Here is a 22355-nt window from a genome sequence, read left to right as displayed (position 1 = left end):
GCCGATGCTGGACGTGCCGAATTTTCCCTTCGAGCCTTATGTCGAACTGCTGCGGGCAGCGGCGGAACCAACGCGGTTGCGGTTGCTTGTTCTTCTCTCCCGCGCCGATCTGACCGTCAGCGAGCTTACGACGATTCTCGGCCAGTCGCAGCCGCGCATTTCCCGCCATTTGAAGCTGCTCGCCGAGGCAAGGCTGATTTCGCGCTATCAGGAAGGGTCCTGGGCGTTCTTTCGTGCGTCGGACGATCCCCTGGCGCTGCCGGTGATGCGTGCGCTGGTCGGCTGGGTCGATGCGCAGGACCCGGCGCTCGCCCGCGATGCCGAGCGGCTGGAGGACGTCCGCGCGAAGCGGGCGGAGCGCGCAGCCGATTATTTCTCTCGCAATGCGGAGGCGTGGGACCGGATTCGCTCGCTGCATGTCTCGGATGAAGAAGTCGAGGCGGCCCTCGTCAATGCGCTCGGTCGCAAGAGGTTCGACACGCTGCTCGACGTCGGAACGGGGACGGGGCGAATGCTCGAGGTTCTCGCGCCCCGATGCGAACGGGCCATCGGCATCGACTCGTCCCGCGAAATGCTGACGGTCGCACGTGCCAAACTCGACGAAGCCAACATCGCCAACGCCCAGGTCCGCCTCGGCAGCGTCTATCATCTGCCGATCGAGCGGGGCGGTTTCGATCTCGTCGTCATTCATCAGGTGCTGCATTATCTCGACGATCCGGCGCGCGCCGTGCGTGAGGCGGCGACGGCGCTGTCACCGGGCGGGCGGATCGCGATCATCGACTTTGCGCCGCACGAACTGGAATTCATGCGCAGCGACTATGCTCATCTGCGGCTCGGCTTCTCCGACCAGACGCTGACAGCCTATGTCGAGGCGGCCGGACTGAGGGTCCGGTCCCTCGTCAATCTGAAATCGCAATTGGCGGCGGCTCCGGCCGAACTGACCGTCACGATCCTTCTCGCCGAGGACCAGCGTCGTCTGGTCGCCGGAAAGACGCCCGAAAACACGTCAATGACAAGCTGAGGAAACACCGCCATGAGCCAGATCAATGCTCTGTCGAATTCGGGCATAAGGGTCTCGTTCGAGTTCTTTCCGCCGAAATCGGAAAAGATGGAAGAAACGCTCTGGCGCTCGATCGAGCGGCTGGCGCCGATGCAGCCGAAATTCGTCTCCGTGACCTATGGTGCCGGCGGCTCGACGCGAGAGCGCACCCACCATACGATCGAGAGGATCCTGACGGAGACCAGCCTCGTTCCCGCGGCGCATCTGACCTGTGTGGACGCCTCCCGGAGTGAAGTGGACGAGGTGGTTCGCCAGTACCGCGACACCGGCGTGAAGCACTTCGTCGCCTTGCGCGGTGACAGCCAGGCGGGCGTCGGCGGGGCCTATGTCGCGCGCGAGGACGGCTACCGCAACGCGGTCGAGCTCGTCGCTGGGCTGAGGGCGATCGACGATTTCGAGATCTCGGTCTCGGCCTATCCGGAAAAGCACCCTGAGAGCCCGGATTTCGCCACGGACATCGATCTTCTCAAGCGCAAGGTCGACAATGGCGCCACCCGCGCCATCACCCAGTTTTTCTTCGATAACGACGTGTTCGAGCGCTATGTCGAGCGCGTTCGCAAGGCCGGCATCTACATTCCGATCGTGCCGGGCATCGCGCCGATTCACGATTTCACCAAGATCGCCCGCTTTGCCAGCGCGACCGGGGCCAGCATTCCGGCCTGGCTGGCTGCACGCTTCGAAGGCCTGGAGGAAGACCCGCAGACCCGTTCGCACGTCTCGGCGGCGTTTTGCGCCGAGCAGGTGCTCGATCTGACGAGGCGCGGCATTTCCGACTTCCATTTCTACACGATGAACCGGGCCGATCTCGTCTATTCGATCTGCCACATCCTGGGCCTTCGCGCGACGGCGCCGGCCAGCCTTCAGGCCAAGGCGGCCGCGGCCTGAGCCGGCCGCCGGTTCGGGTCTGCCGATGGAAAAGCAAAAGGCCGGGTTTCCCCGGCCTTTCGTATCTCTTCCTGCTCGGTGAGCAGGGACCCTGTCCGTCCGAAGACCTCTCGTCCCGCGCCCATTGGGGGATCGGGACGCCGCGATGGTCAACCGGCATCCGGGCTGGTCCTCAGGGCAGGTAGCCCGCCACCATCGCTGCGACAAAAGCGAATGCCGCGCAGACCATGATGAAGTTGAGAGAACGCGTGAGTTGCATGATGTGTGGCTCCCCGTTGCATTCACCGCGGCAGGTTAACGGATAGAATCGCCACGTAAAGGCAAAATCGTCGCTGCACCGCGGCATGGAAAGGGCGAATACCTCCAAGATCCCTGTGAAGCTGCGGATGCAAGCGCGAAGTCGGGGTGAGAATTCCGATAATCACTGTCCCGATTCGGCACAGAAGCGGGAGGTTTTTCCCGTCCTGATTATCTCATGATTTCGACCTTATTGTCCGGCGATCAGATCTTGAAGTAGAGCGGCCGCGGCAAGGGCCCGTGCGTCTCGGCCGAAGCGGGCGACGACCGAGACCCCGAGCGGCAGGCCGGCGGACGAGGCAAAGCCCGGAACGTTGACGACCGGATTGCCGGTCAGCGTCCACAGCTTGTTCATCAGCGCGTCGCCGGTGCTCTCGAGTCCCTTCGGCGCCGGACCGAGCGCGGACGGCGCGATGAGGACGTCCACGGTTTCGAAGAGCGAGGAGGCTGCCTTTCGTCCGATGCGCGCCGCGCGGCGCGCCACGTCGTAGTCGCCGGGCGTGATCGCAGCGCCCTGGTCGAGAACGGCGCCGAGCTTCGGCCCAAGGCTGTTGCGGTGATTGCGGAACTCGTCCGACAGCGCCATCACCGCCTCGAAACCCTGGACCGTCTCATGGGATGCGCGGGCCTCGGCGAGGGCCGCAGGCTCCTCCACTTCGACGATGCGGGCGCCGGATCTCTCCAGGAGCTGAGCGGCTGCCTCGACGGCCGCATGCATTTCGGCATCGACGTTATCGTCGACGCTGCTGCGATAAATGCCGACCCTCAGCCCGCCGCCCTCGCCGAAGGGTCCCTCGACAAGGTCTCGTCCGGTGAGGAGACGCGTCGCCAAGGCGAGATCCTCGGCCGTCGCCGCAAAGAAGCCGGCGGTGTCGAGCGTGTAGGAGAAGGTCTTCATGCCGACGGTCGGCAACAGGCGAAAGCTCGGCTTGAGCGCTGCGACGCCGCAGAAGGAGGCAGGCCGGATCACCGAGCCGCCGGTTTGGGATCCGAAGGCGAGGGGGATCATGCCGGCGGCGACCGCCGCTGCCGAGCCCGAGGACGATCCGCCAGGCGTGTGGTCCAGATTGCGCGGATTGCGCGTCGGCGTCGGGTCGAGGCTGGCAAATTCCGTCGTCGTCGTCTTGCCGATGATCGCAGCGCCCGCAACGCGCGCCATCGAAACGAGGGCGGCATCGGTGACGGGGCGGTGCCCGGCATAGATCGAGGAGCCGTTCTCGCTTGCCATGTCGCGGGTGTCGTAGATGTCCTTCACGCCGATGGCGACGCCCGCGAGCGGGCCCGTCGCGGCTGCGGCAAGTTCGAGGCTTTCGGCAGGAGCCTTGCGCAGGAAGGCGGCGATCTCGCCGTCCGCCTCGGCGATCCTGTCCTTTGCGGCGGCGATCTCCTGCCCGGCGGTCGAGCGACCGGCGGAGACGGCGCCGACGATCCGTGTGAGCGAAGCCGTGGCTGTCGGATGGCGGTTGAGCATTCGTTGAAACCTTTCGCTTCATCTGTCGGCTCGAACGTGCCGCTGCGCATCGGTAGCGTTCGGGACGAACGGCCCGCAAGATGAAAATATGCCGTGTCGCGTCGGCATTCCGGTTCGACCTTCGCGCCGCACGCACCATCTTCCCGCCCGCCACCATTCAGGAGACATCAGATTGCAAAGCTTTTCGACGGCCAAGGACGCGGCCCTGGCTCTGCGCCCCGACGTGCCGGTCTACTGCTTTCGTCCCGATGTCCTCGCTGCGGACGCGAAGGCCTTCGTTGCCGCCTTTCCGGGCGGGACCGCCTATGCCGTGAAGACCAATGGCGAGCCGATGGTCCTGGAGACCCTGGCGAAGGCCGGCATCTCGACCTTCGACGTCGCCTCGCCGGGCGAATTCGCCGCGGTGCGGGCGGCACGCAGCGACGCCGAGATGCTCTACATGCATCCGGTCAAGGCGCAGTCGGACATTCGCCTGGCGCTCGAGACCTACGGGATCAGGGTGCTGTCCCTCGATCACGAGGACGAAGTGGCGAAGATCCTGAGGATCGTCAGGGCCCTCGACATCGATCCGGGAACGATCACGCTTTTCGTCCGCCTCCAGACCAAGGGGCACGCTGCCTACGAATTGTCGAAGAAGTTCGGCGCAGCGCCCGCTCACGCGGTCGAGCTACTGCAAAGGTGCCACAGGATCGGCTTCAAGGTCGGGATCTGCTTCCACGTCGGCTCGCAGATCGAGGATCCCGATACCTATGAGCGGGCGCTCGCTTCAGCCGATTGGGTCCGCAACCGCGCCGACGTGCCCTTGGCAGGCCTCGACGTCGGCGGCGGATTTCCGGCCGAATACGGCCACGATCCGCGCCGCAAGAAGAAGGAGATGCCGGGATTTTCGGAGATCATGACCCGGTTGAACGCCGATATCGACGAATGGGGCTTCGGCGACATGCCGCTGGTCGCCGAGCCGGGCCGTGTCATCGTCGCGCGGGCCTTCTCACTCATCGTCCGCGTGCTCCTGCGAAAGGGCAAGCGGCTCTACATCAATGACGGGATCTGGGCGTCGCTGTCGGATTCATGGACCGGCAAGATCACCTTGCCGGCGCGCTTCATCCCCGACCCCGCAAGACAGGCGCGGAACGGTGATCCCAAACAGATCGCCGCTTTCAAGGTCTGCGGCGCGACCTGCGATTCGGTGGACATCCTGTCCCGGCCGTTCTGGCTGCCCGAAACCGTCGATACCGGCGACTGGATCGAGATTGGCCATATCGGCGCCTATTCGCTCTCCCTGCGCACGCGCTTCAACGGCTTTTACCCCGATACATTCGTCGAGGTGACGACGCCCTTCGACGAGGGCGACGCCGCCGAGGGCTATGCCAGCCTCGAGACCATGGCGGACTGACGCCTTACCGGCGCGTGCCGGCTTTCGGTGTGATGTCCTTCATCGGGCGCACATCGCCGCGCTCGTCGATCAGGCCGTCCTCGCCGAAATGATCGAGGATGAGCGCCAGATTCTTGCGGTTGGCCTTGAAGAAGACGTCGAAGACGTCGCCGACCAGCGGCACCGCGCCAAGGCCGAAGTCGAGGCCGACATTGGCCAGCATTTTCGCCAGCTTGTGGGCCGGCATGCCAAGGCGCCTCGCCTCGTTGACGATCCACAGCGACACCGCGGCCGTCGCGGCGTCGCCGACGCCGGGAATAAGGCCGACGATCGAATCGCCGCCGAAGCTGATGCCCGTGCCGGGAATACGGATCGCCGTATCCATTAGCCGCGCAACCTTTGCCACGCGCCGCAGACGGCGAACGTGGTCAACGTCATTCAAGGCGTCGGCATGGGCGTATGTTGCGCTCATGGCTGAATATTCTCCCCGGTCACGATCGGCGCGACATGGCGCTTCGACACTTCATATGGGGAAGCGATCGGGCGCGAAAAAGATCCATCGGAACAACCGGCAATGCGCAAAGCTTCGGCATGGATGGTCGCGGAAAAGCTGCGCGGAACATTACAGCGAAGAAGATAAGGGTCTGATGGTGATGATCGACAAACCGGCGACAAGGTTCTCGCCTCTGTTGGCAAATCGATTCATGCTGTCGAATCGCATGTGTCCCGCCGATTGGAGAGACTGAGTGGAAGAGACCGCAGCCGGCCACGCCGGTGATCTGACCGTCATTGCCTTCGTCATCCTCGTCGCCGTCCTGGCGGGGCTTGGCCTGATGCGATTGCGGCAGCCGCCGCTGGTCGGTTTCATCCTCGCCGGCGTGCTGCTCGGGCCCTCCGGGGTCGGACTCGTCTCGACCTCCGACGAAAATGTGACGATGCTCGCCGAGATGGGCGTTCTGATGCTGTTGTTCTTCATCGGCATGGAGCTGTCGCTCAAGGCCTTCGTGGCGACGCTCAGACCGGCGCTTCTGATCGCCGGCGGGCAGCTTGCGGCGGCCATGGCGATCACCTTCGGGCTCAAGCTGATCTCCAACGCCACCTTCGCCGAGGCGCTCATTCTGGGCTTCATCATCGCCCTGTCCTCCACCGTCGTCGCCATGAAGATGCTGGAAGACATCGGCGAATTGCGCTCGGAGCCGGGCCGGATCGCCGTCGGCGTCCTGATTGCCCAGGATCTGGCGGTCGTGCCGATGCTGCTCGTCGCGACCTCGCTCGGCGGCGAGGGCGAGATCGCCTGGTTCAGCCTCTGCCTGAAGATCGCCGTCGCCGTCGTGGTTCTCGCCGGGCTGCTCTGGTATCTGGGAAGGCGGCCGAAACTGAAGCTGCCCTTTGCAGCGGCGATCGAGGACAATGTCGAGATCCTCGCCCTCGGCTCGCTCGCCTTCTGCTTCGCCTTCGCCTCCGTCTCGGGTCTCGTCGGCCTGTCGCCGGCCTATGGCGCCTTCATCGCCGGTCTCGTGGTCGGCGCCTCGACCCTGCGCTCGCCCGTCATTCACGTCGTCGAGCCGATCCAGTCCATCCTGCTCGTCGTGTTCTTTCTGTCGATCGGCCTTCTGATCGATCTCGACTACATCGTCGCCAATTGGGAACTCGTCCTCGTCGCGGCGATCTTCGTCATCCTCGCCAAGACCTTCTTCAACGTCGTCCTGATCCGCCTTGCGGGCCTGTCTCACAAGACGGCGATCGAGGCGGGGCTCTCGATGGCGCAGATCGGCGAGTTCTCCTTCGTCCTGGCCGCCGCGGCCTACGCTTCGCGGGCGATCGGGGACGACGTCTACCGGCTCGCTTTGGCGGTGACCGCGATCACGCTTTTGATCTCACCGGCCTGGATGGCGCTGACGCGAACCGTCGAGGGCGAAGCGCGGTTCGGCTACGAGCAGTTTCGCCAGGCGCTGGCCGAGATCTACGAGGGGCAGGTCGAGACCGTCGAGGACATGGGGTTCTGGCTGAAGGTGAGGGCGCGGGCGCTACGCCGCGCCTATCGCCGGCGACAGGCCGTGCGGAAAGCGGAAAAGGCGCGCAGCGCGGACCATGAGCCGGGATCTGCGGCCGCGCGCTCATCGGAAAGCGGGACGCCGGCGCAATAGGCCAGCCTTGGCGCGGCCCGTCGGATCGCCCGGCAATAAGGTCCGACGTGCCGATGCCACGAAAAGGCGCCACAAGAAGCGCGATAAGAACGAGCTGGACCGCAAAGCTTGCCGGTTCCGGTGGGGCGCCCCTCCCGGGGGCGGCGAGCGTGGCGCGGGCTTGTCCACAGGGCGTCACATGAATTTGCGCGGTCACTGGGGTACTAGTGAATTCCGAATCATTTTCAGCGATGGCTTCGTCAGGTTCTCCTTGCGGCAGATCAGATGACGCGGCCGTCGGCGAGATCAGGGCGCCCCGACGCAAATGAGCGATCCGACGCTTGGCCAAGACGCGCAATCCGTCGATTTTCGCCGCCACGTCTTTTATATTCACGGCTTCGATCCGCGCGGAACGCCGGTCTATCACGGGCATTTTCGCGAGGGCCTCGGCGAGGCATCGGCGCGATGGGCGCGCAGCATCACGATCGCCGAGCCGGAAGACGAAGCTCTCGCCTCGGGGCGCTGGACCGTTCGTTCGAGCCAGGAGCCGGCCGGGCCGCGCGTCGAGACACGCTACGAGATGCTGCTCTGGACGGACATCGTCCGGCGCTACTGGTTTCCCCGCCAGCAGATCCGGCTTGCGTTCGAAGCGTTCCGCTTCGCCTTCGCCACCTGGCGGCGCGGCATCCTGAAGCGGTTCTACCGGCCGGCCTGGGCGCTCTTCGTGGCGATCCTGATGACGCCGGCACTGCTCGTCCTGTCGGTCTTCGTCGGTCTCGCCGCGATCGGTCTCGGTGTCGCCATCGCCGCGATGGCCGCGTCCGCCTTCGACGCCCCGGCCTGGCTTTCGATGGCGGCATCAGTCGCTGTCGCCATCCTCGTCGTCCTCGCGCTTCTGGAAGCCTGGCGTCGCCTCCGCATCTGGCTGAACGTCTGGTGGGTGACGCGCTTTCTCGGCTATCTGCTCGGCGCCTCGGACGGACGGTTCGAGCGCTCCGAGGACAGGGCCGAGCAGTTTGCCCGGCGCATCTTCGAGGTCTGGAAGCAAGGGGAGGTCGACGAGATTCTGATCGTTGGCCACAGCCTCGGTGCTATCTATCTCGTTCGCGCCGGGGCAAGGTTGCTTTCGAAACTGCCAACGGGTGTAAAGGGACCGAAGATCGTACTCCTGACGCTCGGCCACACCGTTCCGCTCTATACGCTGCTCGGGGGCGACGGGGGCTTTCGGCGGGACCTCGCCGACATCGCAACCAGCGAAAGGCTGCTTCTCCTCGACGTGACCTCGGGGTCCGATCCCGGTTCCAGCTGCCGCATCCCGCTTCTCGAAGGCGTCGATCTCGGCCGGCGGTCGCCGCGGGTCATTTCCCGCGAGCCGGACTTCCACGACATTCTCGAAGCGCAAACCTTCCGTCGCATCCGCCTGCGGCCGCTCGAGTTCCACTTCCAGTATCTGAAACCATCCGAGCGCGGCCACGGCTTCGACTATTTCGAGCTGGTCACCCGCCCGCGCCCGATCGAGACGAGTGTCGCATCACGATGAGCGAAGAGTTTCGCCCCGCCCTGCCGCAGGCGCAGGACGACCATCCGGAAACCCCGCTTGAACGGATCAGGGGCCATTTGCGCTCGAGCCTCGGCCTGTTCCTGAAAGGCAGCTACGATTTCGTCGGCGTCAGCCGTCATCGCATCCCCTCGCTGCCCTTCATGGCCAAGCGCGACCTCTACAATGTCCGCGATCCGGACCTCATCCGCGAAATCCTGGTGAAACGCTACCGGGAGTTTCCGAAGGGCGCCCTGATGGAGCGGATGATGCGCAAGCTCTCCGGCTACTCCATCTTCGTTTCCAATGGCGAAGCCTGGGAGCGGCACCGCCGGATCGTCGATCAGGCCTTCGACAATGCCGGGGTGAGGAACGTCTTCACCCTGATGCGCGGCGCATCGGACGCCAGCATTGCCCGCCTTCTGGCCCAGGCGGACACCGGCGAGCCCGTCGCCATCGACGCGGAGATGACGCATTTCGCCGGCGACGTGATCTTCCGCACGATCTTCTCGGAGCCGATGTCGTCGGAGGATTCCAAGCGCATCTTCGCGGCCTTCGAGGAATTCCAGGCGATCGCCTTCGCCCAGGGCATGATCGGCCTCGTCGGAGTGCCGATACACTGGCTGTGGTCGAACCGGCGGGCGCGCAAGATGGCGAAGGAAATCCGTGCCGTTCTCAACGGCCCGCTGCAGCGGCGGCTGAAAGCCGTCCGGCAGGGGCGCGAGGTGCCGTCCGACGACATCCTTTCGGTGCTGATGACGGCCGAGGACCCCGTCACCCGGACGAAATTCGAGGGCGATGAACTCTTAGACCAGATCGCCATGCTGTTCCTCGCCGGCCACGAGACCTCGGCGGCAGGCATCGCCTGGGCGCTCTACTGCCTTGCCAACCGGCCGGACGTTCAGGCCGACATGCGGGCCGAGGCGCGGGCGGTGCTCGGCGAGCGCGTGCCGGAATTTTCCGACATGAAACGCCTTGAAAAGACGCGGGACGTTTTCCGCGAGGTGCTGCGCCTTTACCCGCCGATCGCCTATCTGTCGCGTGATACCATGACGAAAGAGACCCTGGGCGATCAGGAAGTTCCCTGCGGATCGCCCGTCGTGGTGCCGATCTGGTTGATGCACAGGCACACGAAATACTGGCAGAACCCCAACGATTTCCAGCCGGAGCGCTTTACCCTTCCCGAAACGAAAGAGGCGCAGCGCTGCGCCTATATGCCGTTTTCGATGGGAGCGCGCGTGTGCGTGGGAGCCTCCTTCGCGCTTCAGGAGGCGACGCTCGTTCTCGCCGAGATCATGCGCCGCTTCGAGCTTCGTCCGGTTCCCGGCCACGAGCCTCAGCCCGTGTCGCGGCTGACGGTGCGTTCGGAAAACGGGGTTCGGGTTTACGTGAATAGCGCGGCGTGATTTTTATATTGTGTACTTATGATCTATGAATGAAATGAAAAGCGTCATTCAGTTCCTGCGATAAATTTCTATCTGTCCTTGCGGAAATCGTAAAATTTCAACATGATCTTCACGAAACTGAAGATCAGGCCTGTGGGGCTTGGTCTTCAAGCGCGAGGATCTTCCCGAATGACCGCAGCGGGCAAGTTTCATATCGTCTTCGTCAAGCCGACCCATTACGACAGTGACGGCTATCCGCTGCAGTGGCGGCGCTCGATGATCCCGTCGAATTCGCTCGCCTGTCTCAACGGCATCGCGCAGGATTGCATTGCCCGCAAGGTTCTGGGTGACGTCGAGGTCGTGATCCACACGATCGACGAGACCAACACCGTCATCAAACCTGCCAGGATCATGAAGATGATTACAGCCGACGGCGGCCGGGGCCTGCTCGCGCTCGTCGGCGTGCAGTCGAACCAGTTTCCGCGGGCCGTCGACCTCGCGCGGCCGTTTCTGGCAAAGGGGGTGCCGGTCTGCCTCGGCGGCTTCCACGTGGCCGGTTCGCTCTCGATGCTGGAATCCACGCCTCCCGAGATCGAGGAGGCCAGCCGCATGGGCATCAGCTTCTTCGTCGGCGAGGCGGAGGGTGGCCGCTTCGACCAGGTGCTGCGCGACGCCTATGCCGGCAGGCTGCAGCCCTATTATCACTACGGCGCGGACCTGCCGGGTCTCGAAGGATCCGAGATCCCGTTTCTCGAGCGCAGCCATGTCGAGAAGACCTCCGGGCTCTACTCCTCCTTCGACATCGGCCGTGGCTGTCCGTTCCAGTGCTCCTTCTGCACGATCATCAACGTGCAGGGGCGCGTCAGCAGGTTTCGCTCCGCCGACGACCTCGAGGCAATCGTCCGGGCCAACTGGGCGATCGGCGTCGATCTGTTCTTCGTGACCGACGACAATCTGGCCCGCAACCGCAATTGGGAGGCCTGTTTCGACCGCCTGATCCATCTCGCGGAAACCGAGGGTATCAGAATCCGCATGCAGATTCAGGTCGATACGCGCTGCCACAAGATCCCGGGCTTCATCGAGAAGGCGGTGAGGGCCGGCGTCGATCAGGTCTTCGTCGGGATGGAAAACATCAATCCCGACAATCTGATCGCCGCCAAGAAGAACCAGAACAAGATCGTCGAATATCGCGAGATGTTCCTGGAGTGGAAAAAGCGCTCGGTGATGATCACCGCAGGCTACATTATCGGGTTTCCGAACGACACGCGCGAATCGATCCTCCATGATATCGACGTCATCAAGAACGAACTGCCGATCGATCTGATCTATTTCACCAATCTGACGCCGCTGCCGGGCAGCGAAGACCATCAGACGCTCTTCAGGAAGGGCGAGTGGATGGACCCCGACCTCAACAAATACGATCTCAACCACCGGGTCACCCATCACCGGACGATGTCGGACGCCGAATGGGACCAGGTCTATCGCGAGGCTTGGGACCGCTTCTATACGTGGGATCAGGTCGAGCGGATCATGAAGCGGATGCGGGCGACGGGCTCGACACGCAAGATGATGCTCTTGTTCCGGATCATCGCCTATAGCCGCTTCTTCAAGGTCTATGGCTGCCACCCTCTCGAGGGCGGCACCATCCGCGTGAAGTCGAGGGGCGACCGCCGGCACGGCATGAAGCTTGAAAACCCGCTCGTCTTCTATCCACGCTATCTCTTTTCCGAAGCCAAGGCGCTCTTGACGATGGTGCTGGTCTATCGCCGCGCCAAGAAGATGGCCGACCGGATCTGGGCCGATCCCGCGGCGGCCGAATATCGCGATCTGTCGATCACGCCGCCGGATGCCGACGAGTTGAGCCTCGCGCTTTATTCGGAAACCCGCGGCACGTCGGCCGAGATCGCGCGGATGCGTCGCCAGGAGACGCTCATCCGCGATGCCCGCGCCAAGAAGAAGGCCGACGTCAGGGCCGCCTGATCGTCGTGGCGCTGCTCTTGATGCCGGCCCCGCTTGTTCGACCGATGCGCCTTGCGGGTGGAGCGGGCCTTTCGTGGGTGGCATCAGTACTTGTGCGATTCCGCAAAATAGAGTTGACGGTACACCGAAAGCCTAGCACGATAGCTCAACTGATGCGCAGTGCCTTATGTTTGCGCATCGGGACTACAGTTTAGCGCAGCGGGGCAACGGTCCGCGCGAATCTGTCGCGTGCTTGGTTTTTTTCTTTAAGACACGGTTGTCACGCTGCGATTAGTCGAGCGCCGGAGTGCATCCGGCCGGATCGTCGCGGAAAGGGCCCCCGCATGTCTCTCACCATGAAAATCCTGATCGGCATGCTCGCGGGCATCGTCGTCGGTGCTGCTCTCAACACTGTCGACGTGGCGTTCTTGAACGACTACGTGGTCGGCGGCTTCTTCGCCATGATCGGCAAGATGTTCGTCAATGCGTTGAAGATGCTGGTCGTGCCGCTGGTCTTCTTCTCGCTGATCTGCGGCGTTGCCGGCATCGGCGACATCCGGGTGCTCGGCCGCGTGGGAACGAAGTCCTTCGGCCTCTACATCATGACGACCGCGATCGCGATCGGCACGGCGATCCTCCTGGCGCTGATCATCGCGCCGGGGCAGGGCTTCGACATGCAGGGGATCGACGCCAGCGGAATCACCGCCAAGGAGGCTCCTTCGGTCTGGGACGTGTTTGCGGGCATCGTGCCGACCAATCCGGTCCAGGCCTTCGCCTCGGGCGAGATGCTGCAGATCATCTTCTACACGATCGTTCTGGGTGTCGCCGTCGTCATGCTGGGCGAGCGGTCGGTCTCTTTCGTCCAGGCCTGCGAATACATGAACGAGGTGATGATGAAGATCGTCTCCATCGTCATGGCGTTCGCGCCCTACGGCGTCTTCTGCCTGATCGCCAAGACCTTCGCCGAACAGGGCATCGAACTCTTCGTGCCGGTGATGGCCTATGTGGTGACGCTGGTCGGCGCGCTGTTCCTGCATCTCTTCATGACGCTCATGATCCTGTTGAAGGTGCTCTCGGGGCTCAATCCCTTCACCTTCATGAAGAAGATGCGCTCGGCCCAGATCTTCGCCTTCTCGACGGCGAGCTCCAACGCGACGATCCCCGTCACCCTGCAATGCGTGTCCGAGCGCATCGGCGTGAAGAATTCCGTTGCCTCCTTCACCGTTCCCTTCGGCGCGACGATCAACATGGACGGAACGGCGATCATGCAGGGCGTCGCCACCGTCTTTCTCGCCAATGTCTACGGAATCGAGCTCGGGCTCGTCGGCTATCTGACTGTCATCGCCATGGCCGTTCTTGCCTCGATCGGGACGGCGGGTGTTCCCGGCGTCGGACTGGTCATGCTGACCATGGTTCTCAATCAGGTCGGTCTGCCGATCGAGGGTATAGCGCTCATCCTCGGTGTCGACCGGCTGATGGACATGATCCGCACGGCCGTGAACATCACCGGCGACGCGGTCGTCTCGACGATCGTGGCCAGGATGGAGGGCGAATTCGACCAGGCGGTCTTCGACAATCCGAATGCCGGCATCGAAAGCGAGGACGACCTCGAGATCGATCACGCCGCAGAGGAGCGCCTTGCCGGCGAGGCGAACCGGCATTCTCGCCCGCAGCCGGCCGAGTGAGGCTGGCCTGAAGATCGCCATCTCGCGCCCGTCAGGCCGGGCGCGAGACGGCGTTCAGACCCTCTAGGCGCGCCTGGCGATCGGGCGCCGCGAGGCGATCGCGTGAGTTTCCCGTCACGGTCTTGGCTGTCCGCGCTTGCGCCTTTCAGGTCTCGCGACTATTGAACGGGCGCGTTCGGGATGCAGTGCTCGGAACGCAGTGGTTTGGCAAAAACAGGAAGTCGGCGATGGATTTCGAGGCGGCCCGCATCAAGATGGTCGACAACCAGATCAGGACGACCGACGTCACCGGCCATGAGATCCTGAAGGCCTTTCTGCAGGTTCCGCGCGAGGAATTCCTGCCGGCATCGCGCCGTCCGCTCGCCTATGTCGATGACGACGTCCCGCTCGGCGACGGGCGATACGTGATGGAGCCTTCGCCGCTGGCCAAGCTCCTGCAGCTTGCGGCCATCGAAAAGGACGACGTGGTCCTCGATGTCGGATGCAACACCGGCTATTCGACCGCGATCATCTCTCATCTCGCCGGTTCCGTCGTCGCGCTGGAGGAGGATTCGGCGCTGGCTTCGGCCGCGACCGACAACCTCGCCCGGCTCGACTATGTGACCTGTGCCGTCGTCGAGAACACGCTGGTCGAAGGCTGCCGGGCCGAAGCGCCCTATGACGTGATCTTCTTCCAGGGCTCGGTCGAGACGCTGCCGTCGACCTTCTACGACCAGATGAAGGCTGGCGGCCGGATGGTCGTCGTTCGCGGTGTCGGGAATGCTGCCGACGCCATGCTCTACGTGAAGGATCACGAGGGCGTCGTCTCGGAGCGCTTCGCGTTCAACTGCTCGATCAAGCCGCTGCCGAGCTTCCGGCGCAAGGCCGAATTCGTTTTCTAAGCTTTGAGAGTTTGCGTTGCAGATTTGCCCCGGTCGGGCGAAAACCGGCCGGCCTGTGCCGATATGCGACATATTCATTTACGGCATAGGTTATTAACTTCTGCAAAGGCGGTCAGGCGAGGGTGGTTCGTTTCGGCGATCCCGCGCTGGCCGTATTGCGAAGCAGCCCGGAGTATCAGTGGTGCTGAAGAAGTTCACTTTCCTCGCCCTCCTTTCCGCGTCGGTGACGCTCGGCGCCACGCTGCCGCTCAGTGCAGAGACTCTCTCGGGCGCACTGGCGAAAGCCTATTCGAACAATCAGGACCTCAACGCGGCCCGGGCGCAGCTGCGCGCCACGGATGAAAGCGTGCCCCAGGCGAAGGCGGGCCTGAGGCCGACGATCTCCGGTTTTGGTACTCTCAGCGCCTCCAAGAGCCGCACCACCACAGGCGACAATCTGGGGACGACGAACGAGCACACTTATTCCTCGAGCGCCGGCATCCAGATAAACCAGACGATCTTCGACGGCTTCCAGACCCCGAACAATATCCGTTCGGCAAAGGCCCAGGTGCGCGCCGCCCAGTTCAATCTGACGAACACCGAGCAGAATACTCTGCTCGACGCAGCGACCGCGTACATGAACGTCATTCGCGACCGCCAGATTGCCGATCTCAGGCGTCAGAATCTCGGCTTCCTCAACGAACAGGTTCGCGCGGCCCGCGCCCGCTTCGAGGTCGGCGAGGGCACGCGCACCGACGTCGCCCAGGCCGAATCGCAGCAGGCTCTCGCGACGGCCCTCCTGAACAGCGCTTTGTCCTCGGTCGCATCGAGCGAGGCGAGCTATTTTGAGACCGTGGGTGACGCGCCCGGCAAGCTGGCTCCGGCCAGCGCGCCGATGCGCCTGTTGCCGCGTTCGGTCGCGGAGGCCTATGCCATGGCCCAGCGCCAGCATCCGGCCATCATAGCGGGGCTCGCCACGGTCGATGCGGCGGCCTATCAGGTGAAGTCGGCTGAGGGCGCGCTGCTGCCGCAGGTCAGTCTGACGGGCGAGGTTTCCGACACCTATGCGGCGGACAGGACCGATCCGAACTCGCTGCCGGGCGTCAATGTCACGACGCAGAACGAAGTGGCCGCGACGGTCGGGGCGCAGATCACCATTCCGATCTATCAGGGCGGCTCGGCGAGTTCCCTGGTTCGCCAGTACAAGGAAACCCTCGGCCAGCGCAGGATCGAGGTCGATGGCTACCGCGACGAGGTCCGCGCGGCCGTCGCCACCAGCTGGGCGGAGCTGCAGGCGGCCAAGGCCAACATCACCGGCTATCAGGCACAGGTGCGCTCGGCCAGGCTGGCGCTTCAGGGCGTGATCGAGGAGCGGAACGTTGGTCAGCGTACCACGCTGGACGTCCTGGATTCGCAGGCCGACCTGATTTCGGCGCAGATCCTGCTCGTCGGCTCCCAGCGCGACGAAGTCGTCGCCGCCTATACGCTTCTGTCCTCCGTAGGACTTCTCACCCAGAGCAGGCTGAAGCTTGCGGCGACCACCTACAATCCGAACGACCACTATATCGCGGTCGAGGACAAGTGGTTCGGACTGCGGACACCGGACGGCCGCTGACCGAGGCTCCTTTCAGGCAGCCGACGATCATTCGTCGATCCATGAGCGTTGATGCCGGCTGCCTGTTCGAGGCGCCGGCATTTTTGTGTCATCGGGCATCTGACATCGCCGCTGCCTTGCGCATCGGCGCGTCAGCTCTCGATCATCGCATGATCGCCCCGTCCGGACGCCGAATGGGGATCGGACGATCGCTTGGGATCGGCACCGATGGGCAGACGGCTCGACAGAAACGCAAGCAGCAGGAAGATCGCCAGCTCGAAGATGATCGAGGTCTGGAAGGCATCGCGGTAGGACGCCGGACCCTCGCCAGCGCTGGCCAGGGCGCTGAAGAAGATCTGGCCGTTGACGGCGACGCCGAGGGCCGCGCCGATCTGCTGGAAGGACTGCAGAGCCCCCGAGCCCGAGCCGGCATCACGCGCCTCGACGACTGTCAGGATCGTCGCGAAAAGCGGCGCGACCGTCGTTCCCATGCCGAGACCGCACAGGAAGAGCGGGCCGAGCAGGCTCCAGTGGCTGACGCTGTCGGTCACGGTGCCGACCACCGCGTAGAGCGCGGCCATGCCGGCGGCGAGGGTCAGGGCGCCCGCGATCAGCCGCGCTTTGACCTTTCGCGATCCGAACTGCCCGGCGATCAGCGAGGCGAGGAAGACGCCGACCGGAAATGGCACCGTCGCAAGGCCCGACTGCAGCGGCGTATAGCCGAAGCCCACCTGCAGAAACACGGCGACGATGAAGAAGAAGCCCGGTATCCCGGCAAAAAGGCTCGATGTCATCGACAGGCCGAGCAGAAAGTGCCGGTTCCGAATGAGGCTCATCGGCAGAAGCTGGGTCGCCTTCCGGCGCTCGCGGTGTCGCTCCCAGAAGACGAAAGCCGTCGCCGTCACGATCGATGCGGCCATCATCGCGAAGCACCACGTCGGCCAGCCGACTTCGCGGCCTTCGACCAGCGGAATGATGATGGAAAAGACGGTTGCGGCCGCAAGTAGGACGCCGATCACGTCGATCCTTTCGCGCTTTCCGGGCGCGACGTTGGGGATCAGGAGCCAGCCCGCGATCACGGCGAAAATGCCGATCGGCAGGTTGACCAGGAAGATCGGCCGCCAGGCGAGGTCGTAGAGATTGGCCGAGATCAGCGCCCCGCCGGCAAGCGGACCGGCGACCGAGGCGATCCCGGCCGTGACGCCGAAGAACGAAAAGGCAAAACCGCGCTCCTCGGGCGGAAAAGTGACCTGAACGAGCGCCAGCACCTGCGGCATCATCATCGCTGCAGTCAGCCCCTGCAGCAGCCGCGCTGCAATCAGGAGATCGACCGACGGGCTGATGCCGCAAAAAGCCGAGCAGAGGGTGAAGCCGGAAATGCCGATCAGGAACATGCGCTTGCGGCCGACGACGTCGCCGAGCCGGCCGAGCGGCAGGAGCCCGAGCGCAAAGGCGACGATATAGCCGGCGACGACCCATTCGATCTGCGAATCGCTCGCGCCGAGATCGGCCTTGAGGCTTGGAATGGCCACGTTGACGATCGTCACGTCGATGAGATTCATGAAGCCGGCGAGGAGCAGAATCGACAAGGTGAGCCAGCGGCGCGAATCGGGTGCGGCCGCATCTTGGCTGTTCAGTTGTGTCAAGGCGAGGTCCTTGTTGGGTCTGGTCCATAACCCGGCCAAATGAGGTGCGGGCCATGGAAGTCGGCAGGGACATAGTCGCCCGTACGCAAAGGCGAAGTGTGCATTCTCACGCTCCGCGAACACGCCATCCGGGCGATACCTTATCCTTGGTATGGTCCCGCTGGACGATTTGACGCAAGGACCGGGACGGAAATCTGGTGAAACCCTGGCGCGTTTGGCCGCATGGGATTCACCTGCGGAGGTTAACGACATAGGCTTCACGCATGATTCGGGCGATACAAACCGATCGTCGCTAACATTGCGGGAGCCATTCATGAGCAACGCGCTGCCGGCCCGAGACCAGTCGATGGACGAAATCCTCGCCTCGATCCGCCGCATCATCGAGACGGGAGACGAGCGCCTTGCGCGCCAGGCCTCGACTTTGGACGCCCTTGCCAAGGGGACGGGGGATCTGCAGCCGTTGGATGAAGGCTCGAGCCGGACGTTGCCCCAGATGGCGAGCCAGGCGGACGAAGTCGCCAATGCGCGCCTGAGAGCGGAAAAATTGGCGACCGTCACGGATTTCGAGGCAGACGAGACGCCCGAGCCCGCTTCGCAGGTCTCGGAAGCCGCCCGGGTTTCGGCCAACGCACCGCGCAGCATCCGCCGTCCGGCTCCAGAATCTGCCGAAGCGCTTCCGGAATGGCCGCAGGCGGTCGCCGCAAACGACCGCTATGTCGAGGTGGCAGCCGACATGTTCGTCGACGAGTTCGACGAGGAGGGCTTTGCCGACGAACTCCTGCTGGGCGCGATCGCAGGGGACGTTGAAGCCGCACCGGAAGCCGAGCCGGCGGACCCGGAAGTCGAGACGGCAAGCGAGGATCGCGAAGTCACCCCGCAGGCCCGCTTCGACGTTCTCTCGGCGGCTTTCGATCAGGAGCCTGACGACAAGCCCGTTGCCGGTCCGCTCGACGAGGGGATGCGGGTCGCCCATGCGCTGATTTCGCAAGAGGCGGGCGAAAGGGTGGCTGCGTCCTTTTCAGATCTCGCCTCGGCCATCCGCGACGAACATCTCTCGGACGTCGACGCGATCGTGCGCGAGGTGATGCGCCCGATGCTGCAGGAATGGCTCGACGAAAATCTCCCGCGTCTGGTCGAGAGCCTCGTGCGCGAGGAAATCGAGCGGATCGCCCGCGGCAGCAAACGCTGAGCAGAGACAAATTCACACGCCGAATTCATCGAAGCGGGGCGGGCGCCGGGTGGTGCTCGCCCCGCTTCGCGTTGACAGCCTCCATCTCGGGTGGCTAACCGGAGAGCAACGCGTAATCGCTTTCTGGACATTCGATGATCGAAAAGACATATGACGCCGCCGCCATCGAGCCGCGGATCGCCTCCCGCTGGGAGGAGGCCGGGGCCTTCAAGGCCGGCGCCGGGGCAAAAGAGGGCGCCGAGCCCTATTCGATCGTCATCCCGCCGCCCAACGTCACCGGCTCGCTCCACATGGGGCACGCGCTGAACAACACGCTGCAGGACATTCTCGTGCGCACCCAGCGCATGCGCGGAAAGAACGTCCTCTGGCAGCCGGGCCTCGACCATGCCGGCATCGCCACGCAGATGGTCGTCGAACGACAGATGGCGGCGTCGGGGGCGAACGTCACCCGCCGCGAGCTCGGCCGCGAGGCCTTCATCGACAAGGTCTGGGAGTGGAAGGGCGAAAGCGGCGGCACGATCCTCGGCCAGCTCAGGCGCCTCGGCGCCTCCTGCGACTGGTCGCGCGAGCGCTTCACCATGGACGGGGGCCTGTCGAAGGCGGTCCTCCACGTCTTCGTCGAGCTCTACCGCAAAGGCCTGATCTACAAGGACAAGCGTCTCGTCAACTGGGACCCGAAGTTCGAGACCGCGATCTCCGATCTCGAGGTCGAGAACCGCGAGATCGACGGCCATATGTGGCACTTCAAATATCCGCTGGCCGGCGGCGAGACGTATGAGTATGTCGAGAAGGACGCCGACGGCAACGAGACCCTGCGCGAGACGCGGGATTACATTTCCATTGCCACGACGCGCCCCGAGACGATGCTCGGCGACGGTGCCGTCGCCGTCCACCCGGACGACGCGCGCTATGCGCCGATCGTCGGCAAGCTCTGCGAGATCCCGGTCGGGCCGAAGGAGCACCGCCGGCTGATCCCGATCATCACCGACGAATATCCCGACATGACTTTCGGCTCGGGCGCGGTGAAGATCACCGGTGCCCATGACTTCAACGATTATCAGGTCGCGCGGCGCAACGACATTCCCTGCTACCGTCTGATGGACGAGAAGGGCGCGATGCGCGCCGATGGCGAGGCTTACGCCGAGGCGGCGGCCCGCGCGGCGGAGATCGTGACCTCCGGCGAGACGCCGGATTCCTCCGTCGTCGACGACATCAATCTCGTGCCGGACGACTATCGCGGCCTCGACCGCTTCGCGGCACGCGAGAAGGTCGTCGCGGAGATCGACGCGGACGGCCTGATGATCATGGTCGAGGACAAGAAGATCATGCAGCCCTTCGGGGATCGTTCAGGTGTCGTCGTCGAGCCGATGCTGACGGACCAGTGGTTCGCCGACGCCAAGACGCTGGCCGAACCGGCGATTGCCTCGGTGCGCGAGGGGCGGACGAAGTTCGTGCCGGAGAACTGGTCGAAGACCTACTACCAGTGGATGGAGAACATCGAGCCCTGGTGCATCTCGCGCCAGCTCTGGTGGGGCCATCGCATTCCGGCCTGGTACGGCCCGGACGGCTCGATCTTCGTCGAAAAGAGCGAGGAGGAGGCCGTCGCCGCCGCCCTGTCGCACTACGTCGTCAACGAAACGATCACCGACGAGGAAGCCCGCGAAATGGCGGCCGATCCGCAAAAGCGCGACGGCTTCCTGACAAGGGACGAGGACGTCCTCGACACCTGGTTTTCCTCGGCGCTGTGGCCCTTTTCGACACTCGGCTGGCCCGACGAGACGAAGGAACTATCGACCTACTATCCGACGTCCGCTCTCGTCACCGGCTTCGACATCATCTTCTTCTGGGTCGCCCGGATGATGATGATGGGCCTCGAATTCATGGAGCGCGAGCCGTTCGAGACGGTCTATGTCCATGCGCTGGTGCGCGACAAGTCCGGCGCCAAGATGTCGAAGTCGAAGGGCAACGTCATCGACCCGCTCGACCTCATCGGCGAGTATGGCGCCGACGCCCTGCGCTTCACCCTCGCCATCATGGCGGCCCAGGGCCGCGACGTGAAGCTCGACCCGCAGCGCATCGCCGGCTATCGCAACTTCGGCACCAAGCTGTGGAACGCCACGCGCTTTGCCGAGATGAACGGCGCGGTGCATGGCGCAGCGCTCAGCCCGTCGAGCTTGACCCAGCCGATCAACCGCTGGATCGTCACCGAACTGTCGCGCACCATCGCCGAGACCGACGAGGCGCTGGCCGGCTATCGCTTCAACGATGCGGCGAGCGCCATCTACCGCTTCGTCTGGAACCTCTTCTGCGACTGGTATGTCGAGCTTTCCAAGCCGACCCTCAATGGCGAGGACAAAGACGCGGCGGACGAGGTTCGTCACGTCACCGGCTTCGTGCTCGATCAGGTCTTCGCGCTGCTTCACCCCTTCATGCCCTTCATGACGGAAGAGCTCTGGCAGGTGACTGCCGGCGACAAGGGCCGCGAAACGCTGCTCTGCCACACGGCGTGGCCGTCGCTCGACTTCGCCGATCCGGAAGCTGCGAGCGACATCAACTGGCTGGTCACGCTGGTCTCGGAGATCCGCTCGATCCGCGCCGAGATGAACGTTCCGCCGGGGGCGGAAGCCTCCCTCGTCGCGGTCGCGCCCGATCCCGAGACAGAAGCCCGGCTGAAGCGCCACGACCTGCAGCTGCGCCGCCTGGCACGGCTCGGCGACGTTTCGACGGCCGCTTCGGCGCCGGCCCAGTCGGCGCAGGTGATCGTCGCCGGTGCGACCTTCGCATTGCCGCTCGCCGGCATGATCGATGTCGAGGCCGAGCGCGCGCGTCTGACCAAGGCGAAGAGGAAGGCCGAAGACGAGATCGGCCGCATCGACAAGAAGCTCTCCAACGAGCGCTTCGTCGCCAACGCGCCCGACGAGATCGTCGAGCAGGAACGCGAGAAACGCGAGGGCTACCGGGTCGAGGCGGAGAAGCTGGACGCGGCATTGAAGAGCTTGGGGTGAGTTATAGTCAGGCTTTTCAACGCCGTGACCAGAGCTGGCGGGGCACCCCCCTCTGCCCTTCGGGCATCTCCCCCACAAGGGGGAGATCACTTGGCGCTAGCGTCGACGTCGGGCGGCTGTTTCGTCGATGGCGCAGCAAGCCTGATGAAGCTGCAAGTCGGGCGGGGCGGTCGATGACGGCCTGATCTCCCCCCTTGTGGGGGAGATGCCCGGCAGGGCAGAGGGGGGTGCCTCGGCGCTATCGTCTTCGCTTCGTCCACGCCCAATGCAGGTCGAAAGGGCGA

The 22355-nt window shown here is 64.1% G+C and carries 14 protein-coding genes and 1 pseudogene; 12 read left to right on the top strand and 3 right to left on the bottom strand.

The genetic code is table 11. The features are described 5' to 3' along the window. The first annotated feature begins 4 nt into the window (after positions 1 to 4). Together J6595_RS00700 and metF are read left to right on the top strand one after the other, a co-directional pair. Positions 5 to 1021 (top strand): ArsR/SmtB family transcription factor, encoded by a 1017-nt coding sequence (locus J6595_RS00700; RefSeq protein WP_209592508.1) that lies wholly within the window; start codon positions 5 to 7, stop codon positions 1019 to 1021. A 12-nt stretch (positions 1022 to 1033) separates the two neighbouring features. Further along, positions 1034 to 1945, top strand: coding sequence for a methylenetetrahydrofolate reductase [NAD(P)H] (metF, locus tag J6595_RS00695; RefSeq protein ID WP_209592507.1), 912 nt, complete (start codon positions 1034 to 1036; stop codon positions 1943 to 1945). A gap of 487 nt (positions 1946 to 2432) precedes the next feature. On the opposite strand, the gene J6595_RS00690 is transcribed toward metF, so the two are convergent. Then, on the bottom strand, positions 2433 to 3713 hold the full coding sequence (locus J6595_RS00690; RefSeq protein ID WP_209592506.1) for an amidase: 1281 nt from the start codon (positions 3711 to 3713) through the stop codon (positions 2433 to 2435). A 172-nt stretch (positions 3714 to 3885) separates the two neighbouring features. Between J6595_RS00690 and J6595_RS00685 the strand changes: the two genes are divergently transcribed. Next, entirely contained in the window at positions 3886 to 5106 is a 1221-nt protein-coding gene (locus J6595_RS00685) for an alanine racemase (protein ID WP_209592505.1), read from the top strand. Between the two features lie 4 nt (positions 5107 to 5110). Here J6595_RS00685 and J6595_RS00680 read toward each other — a convergent pair whose 3' ends face one another. Beyond that, positions 5111 to 5557 carry a DUF4112 domain-containing protein gene (locus J6595_RS00680; protein WP_209592504.1) on the bottom strand — a complete coding sequence of 149 codons (447 nt, stop codon included), beginning with the start codon at positions 5555 to 5557 and terminating at the stop codon, positions 5111 to 5113. Between the two features lie 274 nt (positions 5558 to 5831). Here J6595_RS00680 and J6595_RS00675 point away from each other — a divergent pair, with 274 nt between their 5' ends. The 7 genes from J6595_RS00675 (at position 5832) to J6595_RS00645 (ending at position 16252) form a co-directional block, all read left to right on the top strand. Then, positions 5832 to 7232, top strand: coding sequence for a cation:proton antiporter (locus tag J6595_RS00675; protein ID WP_342453057.1), 1401 nt, complete (start codon positions 5832 to 5834; stop codon positions 7230 to 7232). A gap of 304 nt (positions 7233 to 7536) precedes the next feature. Further along, entirely contained in the window at positions 7537 to 8751 is a 1215-nt protein-coding gene (locus tag J6595_RS00670) for a lipase family protein (protein WP_209592503.1), read from the top strand. Then, positions 8748 to 10154, top strand: coding sequence for a cytochrome P450 (locus tag J6595_RS00665; RefSeq protein ID WP_209592502.1), 1407 nt, complete (start codon positions 8748 to 8750; stop codon positions 10152 to 10154). The genes J6595_RS00670 and J6595_RS00665 overlap by 4 nt, the downstream gene beginning before the upstream one ends. Before the next feature lie 168 nt (positions 10155 to 10322). Then, the gene (locus tag J6595_RS00660) at positions 10323 to 12113 is read left to right on the top strand and encodes a B12-binding domain-containing radical SAM protein (RefSeq protein WP_209592501.1); all 1791 of its coding nucleotides are present in this window, start codon (positions 10323 to 10325) and stop codon (positions 12111 to 12113) included. Between the two features lie 323 nt (positions 12114 to 12436). After that, the gene (locus J6595_RS00655; protein ID WP_209592500.1) at positions 12437 to 13777 is read left to right on the top strand and encodes a dicarboxylate/amino acid:cation symporter; all 1341 of its coding nucleotides are present in this window, start codon (positions 12437 to 12439) and stop codon (positions 13775 to 13777) included. A 227-nt stretch (positions 13778 to 14004) separates the two neighbouring features. Continuing rightward, a complete protein-coding gene (locus J6595_RS00650) occupies positions 14005 to 14658 on the top strand; it encodes a protein-L-isoaspartate O-methyltransferase family protein (RefSeq protein ID WP_209592499.1) in 654 nt (217 codons plus the stop codon). A gap of 184 nt (positions 14659 to 14842) precedes the next feature. Further along, positions 14843 to 16252: a TolC family outer membrane protein gene (locus J6595_RS00645; protein WP_209592934.1), complete on the top strand. Its 1410-nt coding sequence runs from the start codon at positions 14843 to 14845 to the stop codon at positions 16250 to 16252. A 131-nt stretch (positions 16253 to 16383) separates the two neighbouring features. Here J6595_RS00645 and J6595_RS00640 read toward each other — a convergent pair whose 3' ends face one another. Then, positions 16384 to 17877: a DHA2 family efflux MFS transporter permease subunit gene (locus tag J6595_RS00640; protein ID WP_245197514.1), complete on the bottom strand. Its 1494-nt coding sequence runs from the start codon at positions 17875 to 17877 to the stop codon at positions 16384 to 16386. Between the two features lie 985 nt (positions 17878 to 18862). On the opposite strand from J6595_RS00640, the pseudogene J6595_RS22905 reads away from it, so the two are divergent. Both J6595_RS22905 and J6595_RS00630 read left to right on the top strand, forming a co-directional pair. Next, a pseudogene (locus J6595_RS22905) lies at positions 18863 to 19066 on the top strand (PopZ family protein); the annotation flags it as partial. A 134-nt stretch (positions 19067 to 19200) separates the two neighbouring features. Continuing rightward, positions 19201 to 22071, top strand: coding sequence for a valine--tRNA ligase (locus J6595_RS00630; RefSeq protein WP_209592496.1), 2871 nt, complete (start codon positions 19201 to 19203; stop codon positions 22069 to 22071). The last annotated feature ends 284 nt before the right edge of the window (positions 22072 to 22355 follow it).

The organism is Jiella mangrovi, assembly GCF_017815135.1.
GTDB classification, from domain to species: Bacteria; Pseudomonadota; Alphaproteobacteria; order Rhizobiales; family Rhizobiaceae; genus Jiella; species Jiella mangrovi.
This window is presented reverse-complemented; position numbering and strand designations above follow the sequence as displayed.